The following is a 15,691-nucleotide window of genomic DNA, read 5'->3' on the forward strand; positions in this document are numbered from 1 at the left end:
GCAGTGCACATAACAAAAGTGGTCAATTCAATGCGCCGTTTTTTCTAAGCTGCCTGTACGGCAGTGCACTAAGGCAAGTATGGACTCACGGGCCGCACAAATTTCTAAGCTGCCTGTACGGCAGTGCACTGGGTCAGCAATTTTATGAACCTGCGCAAGGTTTTCTAAGCTGCCTGTACGGCAGTGCACGAATAAGAGAGTAAATAACGATGAATAATGGATTTCTAAGCTGCCTGTACGGCAGTGCACCGAAGGGGCACACTCTCAGATATATGGCAAATTTTCTAAGCTGCCTGTACGGCAGTGCACAAAAATTACAAAAGGCAGAGGGTGTTATTGAATTTCTAAGCTGCCTGTACGGCAGTGCACGTTAATTGAAATAAACTTCAATTCGGCATATCTTTCTAAGCTGCCTGTACGGCAGTGCACTAAAGCCGAGGCCCTTTGCGACCGTTGTAATGTTTCTAAGCTGCCTGTACGGCAGTGCACCAATGACATCTTTCAATGAGAGTTTCTTCATTTTTCTAAGCTGCCTGTACGGCAGTGCACATTCCATTATGCCACCTATGAGTTTAGGTCATTTTCTAAGCTGCCTGTACGGCAGTGCACTAAGTCGTTGCTTACAACACGAGCAATTAAAATTTCTAAGCTGCCTGTACGGCAGTGCACAATAAAGCAGCGGTTTCTTGTTGCCCATTTTTTTTCTAAGCTGCCTGTACGGCAGTGCACGGTTGCATATTACCTCTAACCTGCTGACTATCAAAGAGTATAGTTATAAAAAGTGAAAAAACCCTTTTTATAAGGGCTAATTTATTTTACTTTAAAATCAAAACGTTATTGATTATCGATAAAAAAGGGTCAAAATTAGGGTCCGTAGAAATACGGTATCTTATGGCAATATTTGGAACCTAAGCGCCGCCTGCCATCTTTACCTCCAAAGGGTACTCCCGCCGACATCAGGCGGGAGGGGAATTTGGACAGGCTTGAAAAGCCTGTAGAATCACCAGCCACGCTGATGTTGAATGTATTGTTTCACCACTTCCAGCGGTGCTCCACCGCATGAACCCGCAAAGTAGGAGCGAGACCAGAGAACTGCCTTTCCGTATGCTCCGCGTCAGTCCAGAAACTCATTACGTAAGCGACGGGAGGTGACTGCTTTCAGCGAGTTAACCCATACCGATAGCTAAACGGTCGGTGGATACTCAATCAGCATATGAACATGATCTCAATCGCCGTGACTCTCTTTAAGTTCTGCGCCGAAGTCACGGCAGATTTCACCTGCATACTGATGAAAGGCGGCATGTCGTGAACGATTAATTTTGTATTTTTGCATTGAAGTTAGCCGAAGGCACAGTAAAATAGAGAATAAACCGACCACACACTGAATGATAATGCTAATACTGAAAGCCTACAAATTCAGACTGGAACCCACCGAAGAACAGTCGCAGCGTCTGCGGCAGTTATGCGGCTGTGCGCGTTTCGTCTGGGATCACGGGCTTGACGAGACGAAGCGCATTCTTGAGTCAGGCGGCAAACTTCCCTCCGCTTTTGCGCTGAACAGGATGCTCACGGTGTGGAAAAACAGACCGGAACACGCCTTTTTGCAGGAAGCCTACACGGATAACCTTCAGCAAAAACTCAAAGATTTACACGGGGGCGTGGAAACGTTGTTTTGATAAAAAATTGTCGGCAAAAGCGCCTGTATTTAAAAGAAAAAATGACGGACGCGATGCGATCCGCTTCGTTAATTTTGAGAAATATTGTCGACTTAAACCTCGTCGGGTAAAACTGCCTTCGGGTCTCGGTTGGGTTAAATTCCGGCAATCGCAGGAGGTGAGCGGAAAAATTAAAAATGCCACCATCAGCCAGTCAGCGGGTAAATGGTCCATCTCATTTCAGGTCGAAATTGAGACGCCTGACCCCCAGCATGAATCATCTTCAATGATTGGGCTGGATGCGGGGGTCACAAAACTGGCCACGCTCTCTGATGGCACAATATACGAACCTGTAAACAGTTTTAAGCGCAATCAGCGCAAGCTGGCGAGGCTTCAGCGTCAGTTAAGCCGAAAAGTTCAGTTCAGTGCCAACTGGCAGAAACAGAAGCGTAAAATCCAGCGCCTACACTCACATATCGCTAATATCCGCCGCGATTACCTTCACAAGGTCAGCACGACAATCAGCAAAAACCACGCAATGAGAGTCATTGAAGACCTGAAGGTTGCTAACATGTCAAAGTCAGCAGCGGGGTCGATAAGCCATCCGGGGCGCCATGTCGGGGCAAAATCTGGCTTAAACCGTTCGATATTGGATCAGGGCTGGTACGAACTTCGCCGCCAGCTTGAGTACAAGCAACGCTGGCGGGGGGGTCAGGTATTAGCAGTCCCTCCTGCCTATACAAGCCAGCGTTGCGCCTGCTGCGGTCATACAGCGAAAGAAAACCGCCTATCACAAAGTCAATTCGAGTGCCTTGCATGCGGATATACGGAAAATGCCGATATCAACGGTGCTCGTAACATTTTAGCGGCAGGACATGCCGTGCTTGCCTGTGGAGGGAGGGTGCAGTCAGGCCGCCCGTCGAAGCAGGAACCAGACACTGAGCAATCAGTCGTCACCCACTAACGGGGATCCCCCTCCTGAGTCACGAAGGGCGAAGGTGGGGGAGGATGTCAAAACCTTATAACTTGGACGATCAATTTTCTCACTGACCCCTACCAACGCAATAGTTTTCACTCGTCTCAATATGTCCGCAATTTGCTGGTCACTCATTTATTACTCCTTAACAAAATCCAGTATTTTCACTTTGTTTATCCAGCCAAAGCAATACCTTAAGGCTTACGCTGAACAGGTACATTTAACCGCTCTAGTTGATGCACAAACACGGATGGATTCTTCTTGTCCCGCATCAACCAGACCTGCTTCTTCGCCCGGGTTAATGCAACATATAAAAGACGGCGTTCTTCCGCATCAGGAAAATCTTCCGGTTGTGGCAATAAAACCAGCTCCATCACCGATTCCCTTGCCAGTGCAGGAAAACCATCTTTCCCCTGATGCAATCCAAGAATAATCACATAATCCGCTTGTTGCCCTTTCGAAGCATGGATAGTCATAAACTCTATTTTAAGCTTAGGCCAGCGAGTCGCTGCTTTTCTCAGTAGTTCAGGTTGCAAGTGGTGATAACGTGCCAACAATAAAATTGTTTCCTGCTCGGTGACATAGCCACTCATTTTATTCAACAAAGGTTCAAGCTGATCTTCTGGCAGGATGACAACAGACTTTTTGTTACCTTTAGTCAAACTGTTTAGTTGCTTCTTCAATTGATTCGGGTTTTGTTGCACAAACGCGTTAGCAACCTCACCAATCCGATCATTAAACCGATAAGAGGTATCCAGTACACATTCAGTACCTTTGCCAAAATAATCAGCAAATGCAGTAGTCAACATTAACTCAGCACCATTGAAACGATAAATTGCCTGCCAGTCATCCCCTACGGCAAACAAGCAACTTTGGCTGTTTTGCGCCCGCAATGCAGCGAGCAATTTAGCCCTTAATGGTGAAATATCCTGAAATTCATCAACCAAAATATACTTCCACGGGCTGATAAACCGTCCTTTCTCCAAAATATTCACTGCCTGGTGAATCAACCCTGAGTAATCAACAGCGCCTTCTGTTTTCAATTCAGATTTCCACGCTTTTAGTAAAGGCCCCATCAAGCGAATGCATTTTTGAAACTGATCCAGATACTCTTCCTGAGCCTGCTCTGTCATAGCCTTCTGACTACCACCGTGCATGCGCATTAAACTCAGCCAGCGCTCAAGCCTGCCTGACAAACGGTTAGCAAGCTGTTCATCACGCCAAAACTCACCTTCCGGCACTTGCCATTTCAGCCCCTCGGTCAGCCATTCCCGCCACCCCTTAACTTGTGCTTTTTTCTCACTGCATTGCTGTTGCCAGTGTTTAATCAGAAAATCTCTTCTTTTTTGCCCATCAGTTTCTAGTGTGCTGATTTTAGGCGCTTTATTACTTCCTTGTTGAATGATATACAGCGCCAGCGCATGAAACGTTTTCGCTTTGATATCTTTCACACCAAGACGAATCTGAATCCGCTCATTCATTTCATCGGCTGCCTGATTACCAAACGCTAACAGTAATATCTGTTCAGAAATCGCCTGTTGACGAAGCAATAGCCACCCCGCTCTCGCCACCAGCACGGATGTTTTTCCACTACCCGCACCAGCAAGAACCAGCACTGAATTTTCGCCATTAACAACCGCCAGGCTCTGAAAAAGATTTAAAGGAGATGTTTCTACCCGCTGAAAAAAGTCACGGTGTTGTTCCAACATACGTTCTGTCCATTGCAGATTTATCTTTTCAACAGACTTTTCACCATTCTCAAGCCAGCGCAAACAAATTCGATACCCGTCCCGGCAATTATCAAATTGCTCCAGACGCTGTAATGGCAATGGTAAAGCCTGAAATGCTGCCTGAATCCGCTGCTGTAACTGAAATAAATCCGCTTTTTTAAACCAGTGATCCTGCTGCTCAATTTTATTGATTTCATTAACCTGAGCCGCCAGTACATCAGCACTGACATCACTCATTTCCTGGCTCCATTTCTGCCATTCATCAAGCAGATAATGGTAAAAACGCTGAGTTTGCTGCCATTCAGTGCCATGAAGGCGAATAGCTTGTCCACCGGGCAGATCAAACTCCAGCTCACCCCAGACAATGCCCCGTTTGCACTGAATATCAATTAGCTGGTTAAATGGGATAAGGTATTGATGCTTCTCCCCACTGACTTCGATACCCGCATTCAGCAGACGCACCCGGTTATAAGGATGTTGAGCAAGGCGTTGGCCAATTCGTGTTGCTTTAAGTTCCATTATCGTAGCGCCATGCCTAAAAAATAGTTGAACTCTGTCTTATAAGGGTTTTTTATCACTAATAAACCTTTTATCATAATGGTTATTTATGACCGTTATCATTACCTCAGAGGTATTTTGTGCTAACTGTTTCCCCCGGTCCGCGCCGTTTTCTTTATAACAGTCATCTTCTCTATTATGTCCGCATCCTGATCGCCCTGACTGGAACAATGTTAGTGCCTTGGTTTCTGGATAAAGAACGTGACTGCTCCCCGCCGTAAAAAACGGCGAGGCTTCCCACTTCTCAGGCCGCAACCGTCTTTATGACGGATTTACACTGGCCTCCGTGGGCAGAAACGACGAGTCCCGCCGCCTGTAATGCTGTTATGCCCTTGCGCTGGATGTTGAGCGCCGCATTGATATCGCGAGCATGTTTGACTCGGCAGAAAGGGCATTGCCAGATCCGCTTATGCAGCGGCATTTCCGGCATTTTGTGACCGCAGCAATGACAGGTTTTCGAACTGGCGAACCACTGATCCCGTTTGACCAGATAGACGCCCGCTGCTGCGGCTTTGTATTCCAGTTTCTTGATGAAACCATGCCAGCCCGCATCACCGATAGCGCGGGCAATGCGGTGATTCTTCATCATGTTGGCCGATTTTAGTGTCTCAACAATGAGCGCTTGGTTTTCGTCAACCATTGTCCGAGAGAGTTTGTGTTGAAAATCGGCGCGGGCATTGGCTACCCGCTCATGGACTGCCGCCAGACGTAATCGGGCCTTCCCGCGGTTAGCGCTGCCCTTTTGTTTGCGGGACAGCGATTTCTGCTTTCGACGCAGGTTACGGGTGGCGTTGATAAGGTGACGCGGGTTATTGACCTTCTCCCCGTTCGACTCAATAAGATAGTGGGACAAACCCATATCGCAACCGGTCACGCGGGTGATAACGCCCGGCTTTTCCCGCGCATCTTTTCCATCGTCACACAGGATAGCGGCGAAATACTTTCCCGTGGCGGTTCGGGACAGCGTAATGCTCTTCACTTCCCCTTCAATTTCTCGGTGTATCCGCGCCTTTATCGGTGACAATTTCGGGAGCTTCACCGCACCCTCCAGCACTTTCACCCCAACACAGTGATAACTCGATTGCTTGCCCTGTTTGCGTTTGAACGTGGGAAATTGGGCGCGCAACTTCGGATTGAAGAAATTATCAAACGCAGTATGCAGATTGAGCACCGCCTGCTGTAACGCGATAGCATCATATGCCTTGAGCCAGGCGTACTTGCGGGATTTCTTCGCGACCGCCAGGAGCGGTTTGAGGTCTTTGCGCGGATTTAAACTCACGCCGTGACGTTTGTAAGCCTGCTTTTTAATGTGCAGCGCCTTGTTGTACGCAAAACGGACCGCACCGAACTGGCCATTAAGATACTCGGCCTGTTCGGGTGTGGGGTAGAGGCGGACTTTGGTCGCTCTTAACATATTCAGCGCTCATTGATAAAGTGCATTCATTTTAGCCTGTTTTACCGGCAGATATCAATTCAGTCAGGAGACGTCGCAGTAGCCCGCCTTAAAGCCCTTTGGGCTTTTCGCCTGATATCCCCGTCCGCACTGGGCAAGGGTTTACGGCGGTTTTTGCTAAAATAACCATACCATTAACCTTGGGCGTTGTTGCCGCAGCACTGGCTGATCTTGATGATCGTCTGATTGGCCGTGTACGCAATCTGGTTATCACGCTGATTTCTTTCTTTATCGCTTCGGCCTCTATTGAATTACTGTTCCCTTACCCCTGGCTTTTCACTATCGGGCTGGCATTATCCACCTGTAGCTTTATCTTACTGGGCGCCCTTGGGCAGCGCTATGCAACTATTGCGTTTGGCGCGTTGCTGATTGCGATTTATACCATGCTGGGCGCGTCTATTTTCCCACTATGGTATCAGCAACCGCTATTACTGCTGACAGGGGCAATCTGGTATAACCTGCTCACCCTCACCGGCCATTTACTGTTCCCTATCCGCCCGTTACAGGACAATCTAGCGCGTTGTTATCAGCAACTTTCAGCTTATCTTGATGCCAAAGCTAACCTGTTTGATCCTGATATAGAAGAAGAATATCAGCAATCTGTCATTAATGTGGCAATGGCAAACAGTGATTTAGTGAACACACTAAATCAAGCCAAAGCCTCCTTGTTAACCCGCCTGAAAGGCGATCGCGGCCAGCGTGGAACCCGCCAAACTCTGCATTATTACTTTATCGCACAAGATATTCATGAACGGGCAAGTTCATCTCATGTGCAATACCAAAACCTGCGGAGTATTTTCCGCTATAGCGATGTTCTGTTCCGGTTTCAACGTCTTCTCGCCATGCAAGCCCGTGCTTGTGAACAAGTTGCTCAGTCAATAATTTGGCACAAGCAATATCAACACAATCCGCGCGTTGAACGTGCATTTAACTATTTGGAAAGTTCCCTGCAACAACTCAATGAACAACAAAAACATAATCTCAAAATTACTGCATTATATAACCTGCTGAAAAACCTGCGAGCGATTGATGCGCAATTATCAAGCATCAGTTCTGGGCAGTACAATCTTTCCAAAGAAAGAAAAGATGAAACCCAATTGTCTGATGAACATTTAACTGGCTGGCGCGATATCCGTCTAAGGATCAGTCGTCATCTGACGCCACAATCAGCTTTATTCCGCCATGCGATCCGTATGTCTGTTCTATTGTGCAGTGGCTACGCCATGATCCAATTGCTGGATCTACAACGCGGGTATTGGATTTTACTCACCAGTCTGTTCGTTTGCCAACCCAACTACAGCGCTACCCGCCGCCGTTTGGCACTGAGAATAATAGGCACCGTTGCCGGAATATTAATCGGCTTGCCAATCCTCTACTTTGTGCCATCTATTGAGGGGCAATTGGTACTGATTGTTATCTCTGGGGTATTGTTTTTCGCTTTCCGTAATATTCAGTATGCACACGCGACCCTGTTTATCACACTATTGGTATTACTATGCTTCAATTTGCTGGGTGAAGGCTTTGAAGTCGCACTACCAAGGATTGTTGACACATTAATTGGCTGTAGTATCGCCTGGTTAGCAGTAAATTCCATTTGGCCAGACTGGAAATTTCGCCAGTTACCACAAGTGATAAGCCGGACGATGGACACCAATTGCCGCTACCTCGATGCCATTTTAGTTCAATATTATCAGGGAAAAGATAATGGCCTGAACTACCGAATTGCCCGCCGTGATGCTCACAATAGTGACGCGGAGCTGGCATCAGTTATTTCAAACATGTCTGCCGAGCCGAAAAGTTATCAAACTTCCCAAGAAGAAGCATTCCGGCTACTGTGCCTGAATCACACTATGCTGAGTTACATCTCTGCGCTAGGGGCACACCGGGATAAATTGGATAACAAAATTATTCTGGATATTCTTAATGATGCGATTTGTTATGTCGATGCAACATTAAAACCGGCATTAATAGATGATGATAGAATTGAGCAAATATCTGTCAACATAGCGAAAAGAATTGAGCAAACCCCAGCAAAAAGAGACAGTAAAGAACAGCTGGTATTGCAACAAACAGGTTTATTAATAGGATTGTTGCCTGAAATTGTCATTCTTATTAAACAAATTAATCAATCATAGCCAGATTGATATACTGGGGCAGTTGACTGCCCCTTTTATTTAGCTATTCACGATAAAGATCTAACAAGCCAGCTCCTTATGCCAGCGTAATAAGTCATTACGAATCTGTACCGGTAAAACGGCTGAATGGCATCCTTCAATTGCACCAGCCAAAGCAAGTAATAAACTAACATTAGATTTTCTTTTATATTGATGCAGTTTTAAATAACTGGCTTTCGCACCTAACAGCCGTAAATCTTCAACTTTACATATTCCTACCTTCCATAACTGGCGTTCAAGAGACATTCCAAGATTAGGCAAATCTTTCAAACGTGTCGGCATCTTCTTTTTACCCGTCATTTCAATTAGTGAGTAGTGATAAGCCAAATACGCATACTGAGATAGTAACTCTTGATCTTGCCAAAGAGATTCAACAACCTGGTAATAACGCAAAGTTACCGGTACTCCCTTTTTCGAGTAAATATAGTTTTTCATCCCTCTGGCTTTAAATAGCACTTCAGCATGGCCATTTCCCCGTAAATATAGTTCCCCATCAGCAATAATCGCAAACATAATCCCGTCAGCCAGCAGGCTGTAACCGCCGAACTGTGGCTTCCTTGTCAATCTTCCAAATGAAGAAAAACCATTTTTGAGTTGAGTAAAACGCACCTCAGACAACAACATACAGATCACTCCATGAGTTTTGTGCAAATAAATCTTTTATCCATAGATTTGTCCCAGCTATTAGAAAAATAAATAACAGGAACAAACAATTGAAAACATACGCAATTCAATTTTCCCTGCCAATGGTTAAATGAGTTTCAAGCCATTTATCGTAAATATTTGCGAAGCTCTTTGAAAAAATAGACTTGATCTTAGCCTGACATGAAGATACTGTATATTAATACAGTTACTTGTGGCGGGGTTCATTATGGGCATTCAATCAACCTGGGTTTACCTTCCTAAACATCAGCTAACAGAAAAGCGACTATCACGCTCTTCACCTGAGCAAGATAATTCAGCCGGACGTGGTGGTATAGTGAGTGAATTGATTTATAGTGATAACCAAGCTGTCATTAATCATATATTGCTACCTTTGTTACGCCAGTCAGGAAATGAAGCCCGCTGGTTGCTATGGGTTAGCCCTCATAAAAAACTGAGCCGCCAATGGCTAATTCGCTCCGGATTACCTTTAGATAAGATTGTGCAATTAAATCGCATCAACTCCATTACAACGGTAGACGCAATGGAAAGAGCGTTAGCAAGTGGTAATTACAGCGTGGTACTTGGCTGGCTGCCAACGTTATTAGCAAGAGATACGGTAAGATTACAGTCTGCGGCACAAAAAGGTAATGCATTGGCCTTTATTATGCGCCCACAAGATGTAAATAAAGGAGCCAATGGCACTGAATCGCAATCAAATTTACTAAAAATTCATTCTATTTACTATCATTGACCAAAATTAGGAATTATCTCAATATTCATGACACAAAATAACCAATTTAGGCTCAAAATCACTAATCACAACTAAAATCAATTAATTAAGATGAGATTAGTTGTAAAGAATAGTAAAGTTTTTTTTAAAATCATACATTATCTTTTAAATTTTTTGCTCTATTAATCAAGGGCCACTTGTAACTTTTTAACTTCGTTGTAGACTTTACACCATTAAAGGTTACTGCCCTTGGTTCCTTATGTATTGTTTGGTCCATTTGATTTGATGAAAGTGCAGTATTCCTAACTGAGTTTTTTTAATCAATATGGCTAATAGCCTATCTCAGTAGATATAATTTAGTGCAGGCCATTCTTATGGATAAACAGTGAACACAGATAGCGTACAAAATTCAAAACGTACATGCAGTAACAGTACATGAAGAATTTGGGCCCTGCTCAGTACTCACTATTATTACTAAAGAGTGGCAAATGAAATAACCTAATGGGATAGGCAGTAAGTAAAAAGGCTCCCGAAGCCAATTGCCTATTGGGTGATGATAATAACGAGGCGTTAAAATGAAAAAGACAGCTATCGCGGTAGCAGTGGCAGTGGCCGCTTTCACAACTGCAGCGCAAGCAGCTCCAAAAGACAACACGTGGTATACCGGTGGTAAATTGGGTTGGTCCCAATACCATGACGTAAACTTCTACGGCAACGGTTATACCAATGAAATCGGTAATGGTCCTACTCACAAAAACCAGCTGGGTGTTGGTGCTTTCTTAGGCTACCAAGCCAACCCATATCTTGGTTTTGAAATAGGTTATGACTGGTTAGGCCGTATGCCTTATAAAGGTAACGTAAACACCGGTGCCTTCAAAGCTCATGGTTTCCAACTGGCGACTAAATTGAGTTATCCAATTATGGATGATCTGGACATCTATACTCGTCTGGGTGGTATGGTTTGGCGTGCAGATTCCAAAGCGAATTACGGCGCCACCAACACTCATCTGAAAAATCATGATACAGGCGTTTCCCCACTGGCCGCTATTGGCGTTGAGTATGCTCTGACTAAAGATTGGGCTACCCGTCTGGATTACCAATGGGTTAACAATATCGGTGACGCAGGCACAGTAGGCGCACGTCCTGATAACGGCTTGTTGAGCGTAGGTGTTTCTTATCGCTTCGGTCAAGATGAAGCAGCCGCGCCGGTTGTTGCCCCAGCTCCGGTTGTCGCTCCAACGCCAACTCCAGCGCCAGTTGTTGAGAACAAACGTTTTACTCTGCGTTCTGACGTTCTGTTCGCATTCGCCAGCGCTGAGCTGAAAGCAGAAGGCAAGCATACTCTGGATCAACTGTATACTGAATTGGCAAACATCGACCCAACTCAGGGTAAAGTGCTGGTTCTGGGCTACACTGACCGTATCGGTAAAAACGAGCACAACCAGCCATTGTCTCAAAAACGCGCTCAAAGTGTAGTTGACTATCTGGTAGCTAAAGGCGTCCCTGCCGGTAGCATCAGCGCAGAAGGCCGTGGTAAAACAAATCCAGTAACTGGTTCTACTTGCGACAAAATCAAAAAGCCGAACCTAATTAACTGCCTGGCTCCAGATCGTCGTGTAGAGATCGAAATCCAAGGCATTAAAGAAGTTGTTACTCAAGCGCAAAAAGCTGCTCATTAATCGCCTTTATTGATTACATTAGTCATTAAAAGCGCAGAAAGCCCCATTTTCAGATCTGTCTTTCATACACAAATCCCCTGATAAAAAATCGGGGGATTTTTTTGAATCTTTTTCTATTTTGCTGATCTTAGTAATAACTATTTCATTGAGGTACGGTAAAATGTTCCAAACTCACGCAGAAAAATGGGCTTATGAGACTTTTTCTCGCGCAAATTTGGGCGATAGCCGACGAACCCAGCGTCTTATCAAATTCACCGCCTCTTTAGCCAACCATATCGGGCAATCTATTGTGCAATCACTCAAAACACCTGCGGATATTGAAGCCGCTTATCGATTTACGCGTAACCGGGCCATTGACGCAACGGCCATTGCAGAGGCCGGATTTGCAGCAACGGCTGAACAAGCTAAGTCCTATGACTGTTTGCTGGCATTGGAAGATACAACCTCACTGGAGTTCACTCATCAGACGGTTCGGGATGAAATGGGCTATACCTCATCACGAAAAAGTGCCACCGGCCTGCATGCCCATTCCGTTTTGCTTTTTGCCCCCAGAGAAGAACAGGTCATTGGCCTGATTGAACAAACGCGCTGGACGAGAGAGCTGAGTCATTATGGCAAGAAAGCGCAACGGGCTTCCCGGCCGTATAAAGACAAGGAAAGTTATAAGTGGGAACGCGCCTCTCAGGCAACAGAAACTCGTCTTGGCAGTGATATGAATAAGGTCATTTCAGTTTGTGATCGCGAGGCAGACATTATTGACTATCGGACCTATAAAATCACGCATCAGCAGCGTTTTATTGTGCGTTCAATGCAAAGCCGTTGCATTGAACAAAGCTCAGATAAACTTTATCTGTTCAGTGAATCTTTGCAGCCCGCAGATAAAAGAACCGTTCAGGTTAAACAACGAGGTGGGCGTAAGGCGCGTGAAGCTCTCTGCGACGTCCGTTACGCCCCTGTCACGCTCAAAATGCCGGCCAATAAACGAGGGGAGCCGATACCGCTGTATTATGTGAGTTGTCAGGAAACGAATAACGACAAGGAGCTGAGCTGGCACATTCTGACATCGGAGCCGGTAAAAGGTAAAGAAGATGCCCACCGTATTCTGGACTACTATGAAAAACGCTGGCTCATTGAAGAGTTTCACAAAGCGTGGAAAAGTGGCGGGACACAGGTAGAAGCGCTGCGGATGCAACGTAAAGCAAATCTGGAAAAAATGGTGGTGATCCTGGCGTTTATCGCCGTGCGTGTTCATCAGTTGCGCTATGTGGGTCTCAATAGATCAGAGGCGGAAAAACAGAGTTGTGAAACGCTATTAAGCCCGCTAGCGTGGAAGTTATTGTGGGTAAAGCAAGAAAAGAAAAAGGTCCCTAAGACAGCGCCAAGTGTTTACTGGGCCTATATTAATTTGGGAAAACTAGCGGGTTGGTATGACTCAAAACGAAATGGCCGAGTGGGATGGGAAAGGCTGTGGCAAGGATGGTTCATGTTACAAACCATCCTTGAAGGTTATTTACTGTCCAAGTCTCTTGATCTATGAAATATGATCAAGAAACAGGCCGTAAAGAGGGTTTACGGCGGTTTTTGCTAAGAATCTCATTGTAATACCAACCCACAACAACTGAGGTTACTCGTTCTTACCCAGAATAGCTTCCAAGTCATGCTTCAAACTGGACATTTGGTTGGCATATTTTTCTTTACGTTCAGCATCTTCAATTAACTGTACGATAGTTTCGGACAGCGTGTTACCCCGTCTCTGAGAAAGTGCAGATAAGCGATGCCATACGGGAAAATCTAAATCGATAGATTTCTTGCGCGTATGTTGATGTTCCGCATTAAAATGCCGTTTACGCCGGGCACGGATAGTTTGTTTCATTCGGTTGAACAAATCAGGATTCATATGCTGCTCAATCCATTCAAGTACCCTTACCGGTTCACTCTCAAGTTTGATGAGTTTATCAACCGCAGCATGAGCTGCACTGTTTTCTATATATTTAGTAATTGGCTCACCTTCCTGATGTTTTCTAATCAGATAAGCCCATTTCCAGCCACATTCCAGATTTTCCAGTTGTTGATATTTCATCTTACTTTCCCGGTGACAGCGTAACTTAAAAATAAGCATAGCAACTATTTAAGTAAATTGCTTATAGCCAAACTGATGAATGCCTATTTTTTACTCAGAATAATGCCTCACATAAAGCGCCTGAAATAGCAAACATTCAAGCATGTTGGTTTATATCTTAATCTTGTATAATCGACGCTTTCCTACTTTACAATATATAGCGATCACTTTGACCAATAACAAACTAGACTGGCAGGCATTACTGCCGAATTGCGCACCCTATGAAGCGCTTTTTCATTCTGCTTCCCAACAGACGCCTGCCAGTATGGAATCCGTTCAATTACGGCTGCATAGTGGCTTGCAGCTTTTCTGCCGGATGGATTCCCGCCAGCCTTTTATGCTGTTGAAAGCCGAAGAATGTGATACTTATTTGTCAGCATTGGCTGAATCTATCCATCCATTACTCCCTAAAGACATTCCCCAAATTGGTGGCGACTATCAAATAGAGCAACAAAAAATCAGCTGGCAACCCTCAACAGAGGGCCATTTCACACCTAAGTTGCGAGTAGCCTATCGTGAATGGATAGAAGCAGAGCAATTATTTGGCTGCGTCCATTCTCACCACGGAGAAATTCACCTGCAACCCGGTCTGGTCCATCAGGTAAATGGCGGTGTACTTATCCTGCCATTACGTACCCTGTTATCTCAGCCATTAATGTGGGTTCGCCTGAAACAGATGATTATTCAGCAACGTTTTGAATGGTTATCTCAGGATAATAATAAACCTTTGCCATTACCAATCCCCTCCATGCCATTAAATCTGCGTCTGATTCTGGTTGGGGATCGTCTGAGCCTTGAAGAGTTTCAGGTTACAGAGCCTGAATTAGTAAAAAATGCTCTATATGGCGAATTTGAGCTGGATATGCCACTGCATAATGAGCAAGATTTAAGTCTGTGGTGCAGTTATATCAATGGGCTTATTCAACAGTGGCAATTGCCACCATTGAGCGATAATGCCTGGCCTGAATTTATCCAACAAGCAACCCGCTATACAGAAGATCAATACAGTTTGCCTTTGGATATTCTCTGGCTACAACGGCAACTGATCGCTGCGGCACTCTATCAGCAAGAAAATCAGATTACCGCTCTATCAATTAAACAAGCAGAAGAAAATCGTCGCTGGCGCCACAACTATCTGCCCGAACGTGGCTTAGACGATATTCATCAAGGTCAGATTCTTATCCGCACTCAAGGCATGGTCATCGGTCAGATCAACGGATTATCTGTACTGGAATATCCCGGCCACCCAGATCCCGTCGGCGAGCCATCCCGTATTACTTGTGTGGCTCATATGGGAGATGGAGAATTTATTGATGTTGAACGTAAAGTCGAGCTAGGCGGTAATATCCATGCGAAAGGTATGATGATTATGCAAGCCTTTCTGATTTCCGAGCTAAAGTTGGATCAACCACAACCTTTCTCTGCATCTATTGTATTTGAACAGTCCTATGGTGAAGTTGATGGCGACAGCGCTTCACTTGCCGAATTATGCGCACTGATAAGCGCTCTTTCCCAGCAACCTATCGATCAACAACTGGCAGTCACAGGTGCGGTGGATCAATTTGGTTATGTTCAACCCATTGGTGGTATTAACGAAAAAATAGAAGGTTTCTTTGAAATATGTCACCGCAGAGGGCTCACCGGCCAGCAAGGCGTTATCCTGCCAACAGCGAATATCCGCCATTTATGTCTCAATCAAGCGGTTGTAGATGCGGTAAAAGAACAAAGATTTCATTTATGGTCAGTAGAACATGTTTCTGAAGCACTACCTTTATTAACAGGTGTCCCTTATTATGATCAACAAGAAGCACACCTGTTAGCTATGATACAGGAACGTATAACCCAAGCGAATAATCAGGAACGACCTAAATTTCCGTGGTTTCTTCGCTGGTTAGATTAATTCAAAATGTCTGATCGGAGTTGTTCAGCGTACAAGTGTACACTATTATTTACCCTACATTAAATATAAGGC

The 15,691-nt window shown here is 45.0% G+C and carries 10 protein-coding genes, 3 pseudogenes and 1 CRISPR repeat array (1 of these 14 cut by a window edge); of the genes and pseudogenes, 7 read left to right on the forward strand and 6 right to left on the reverse strand.

Annotation, left to right across the window (positions count from 1 at the left end; translation table 11 throughout):
* A CRISPR array of direct repeats spans positions 1 to 729; the repeat unit is 28 nt; unit sequence TTTCTAAGCTGCCTGTACGGCAGTGCAC; it begins 799 nt to the left of the window's first position.
* 271 nt (positions 730 to 1,000) lie between these two features.
* Positions 1,001 to 1,333 (reverse strand): annotated as a pseudogene (tnpA, locus tag VY86_RS23855) (IS200/IS605 family transposase).
* Positions 1,334 to 1,391: 58 nt separating this feature from the next.
* On the opposite strand from tnpA, the pseudogene VY86_RS22050 reads away from it, so the two are divergent.
* Positions 1,392 to 2,619: pseudogene (locus tag VY86_RS22050) on the forward strand (RNA-guided endonuclease InsQ/TnpB family protein).
* Between the two features lie 48 nt (positions 2,620 to 2,667).
* Here VY86_RS22050 and VY86_RS26135 read toward each other — a convergent pair.
* Together VY86_RS26135 and helD are read right to left on the reverse strand one after the other, a co-directional pair.
* A pseudogene (locus VY86_RS26135) lies at positions 2,668 to 2,766 on the reverse strand (CoA-binding protein); the annotation flags it as partial.
* 59 nt (positions 2,767 to 2,825) lie between these two features.
* Complete coding sequence (gene helD / locus VY86_RS22055; protein ID WP_046976574.1) at positions 2,826 to 4,880, reverse strand: DNA helicase IV; 2,055 nt, start codon at positions 4,878 to 4,880, stop codon at positions 2,826 to 2,828.
* Positions 4,881 to 4,999: 119 nt separating this feature from the next.
* Here helD and VY86_RS25065 point away from each other — a divergent pair, with 119 nt between their 5' ends.
* Positions 5,000 to 5,140, forward strand: coding sequence for a hypothetical protein (locus VY86_RS25065; RefSeq protein WP_158020003.1), 141 nt, complete (start codon positions 5,000 to 5,002; stop codon positions 5,138 to 5,140).
* Between the two features lie 23 nt (positions 5,141 to 5,163).
* Here the strand turns inward: VY86_RS25065 and VY86_RS22060 are convergent, their stop codons facing one another.
* The gene (locus VY86_RS22060; RefSeq protein WP_046976575.1) at positions 5,164 to 6,333 is read right to left on the reverse strand and encodes an RNA-guided endonuclease InsQ/TnpB family protein; all 1,170 of its coding nucleotides are present in this window, start codon (positions 6,331 to 6,333) and stop codon (positions 5,164 to 5,166) included.
* A 98-nt stretch (positions 6,334 to 6,431) separates the two neighbouring features.
* Between VY86_RS22060 and yccS the strand changes: the two genes are divergently transcribed.
* The gene (gene yccS / locus VY86_RS22065) at positions 6,432 to 8,507 is read left to right on the forward strand and encodes a YccS family putative transporter (protein ID WP_046976576.1); all 2,076 of its coding nucleotides are present in this window, start codon (positions 6,432 to 6,434) and stop codon (positions 8,505 to 8,507) included.
* Between the two features lie 60 nt (positions 8,508 to 8,567).
* On the opposite strand, the gene VY86_RS22070 is transcribed toward yccS, so the two are convergent.
* Entirely contained in the window at positions 8,568 to 9,170 is a 603-nt protein-coding gene (locus VY86_RS22070; RefSeq protein WP_046976577.1) for a TfoX/Sxy family DNA transformation protein, read from the reverse strand.
* A 247-nt stretch (positions 9,171 to 9,417) separates the two neighbouring features.
* On the opposite strand from VY86_RS22070, the gene sulA reads away from it, so the two are divergent.
* The 3 genes from sulA to VY86_RS22085 all read left to right on the forward strand — a co-directional run bounded on the left by sulA (position 9,418) and on the right by VY86_RS22085 (position 13,137).
* Positions 9,418 to 9,942, forward strand: coding sequence for an SOS-induced cell division inhibitor SulA (sulA, locus tag VY86_RS22075; RefSeq protein WP_046976578.1), 525 nt, complete (start codon positions 9,418 to 9,420; stop codon positions 9,940 to 9,942).
* Between the two features lie 554 nt (positions 9,943 to 10,496).
* Positions 10,497 to 11,600, forward strand: a complete 1,104-nt coding sequence (gene ompA, locus VY86_RS22080; RefSeq protein WP_046976579.1) for a porin OmpA — start codon at positions 10,497 to 10,499, stop codon at positions 11,598 to 11,600.
* 160 nt (positions 11,601 to 11,760) lie between these two features.
* Positions 11,761 to 13,137, forward strand: a complete 1,377-nt coding sequence (locus tag VY86_RS22085; protein ID WP_046976580.1) for an IS4 family transposase — start codon at positions 11,761 to 11,763, stop codon at positions 13,135 to 13,137.
* 87 nt (positions 13,138 to 13,224) lie between these two features.
* On the opposite strand, the gene matP is transcribed toward VY86_RS22085, so the two are convergent.
* Positions 13,225 to 13,680, reverse strand: coding sequence for a macrodomain Ter protein MatP (matP, locus tag VY86_RS22090; RefSeq protein ID WP_046976581.1), 456 nt, complete (start codon positions 13,678 to 13,680; stop codon positions 13,225 to 13,227).
* 208 nt (positions 13,681 to 13,888) lie between these two features.
* Between matP and VY86_RS22095 the strand changes: the two genes are divergently transcribed.
* Positions 13,889 to 15,619, forward strand: coding sequence for an AAA family ATPase (locus tag VY86_RS22095; RefSeq protein ID WP_046977039.1), 1,731 nt, complete (start codon positions 13,889 to 13,891; stop codon positions 15,617 to 15,619).
* Positions 15,620 to 15,691 lie beyond the last annotated feature (72 nt).

The organism is Photorhabdus thracensis (genome assembly GCF_001010285.1).
GTDB classification, from domain to species: domain Bacteria; phylum Pseudomonadota; class Gammaproteobacteria; order Enterobacterales; family Enterobacteriaceae; genus Photorhabdus; species Photorhabdus temperata.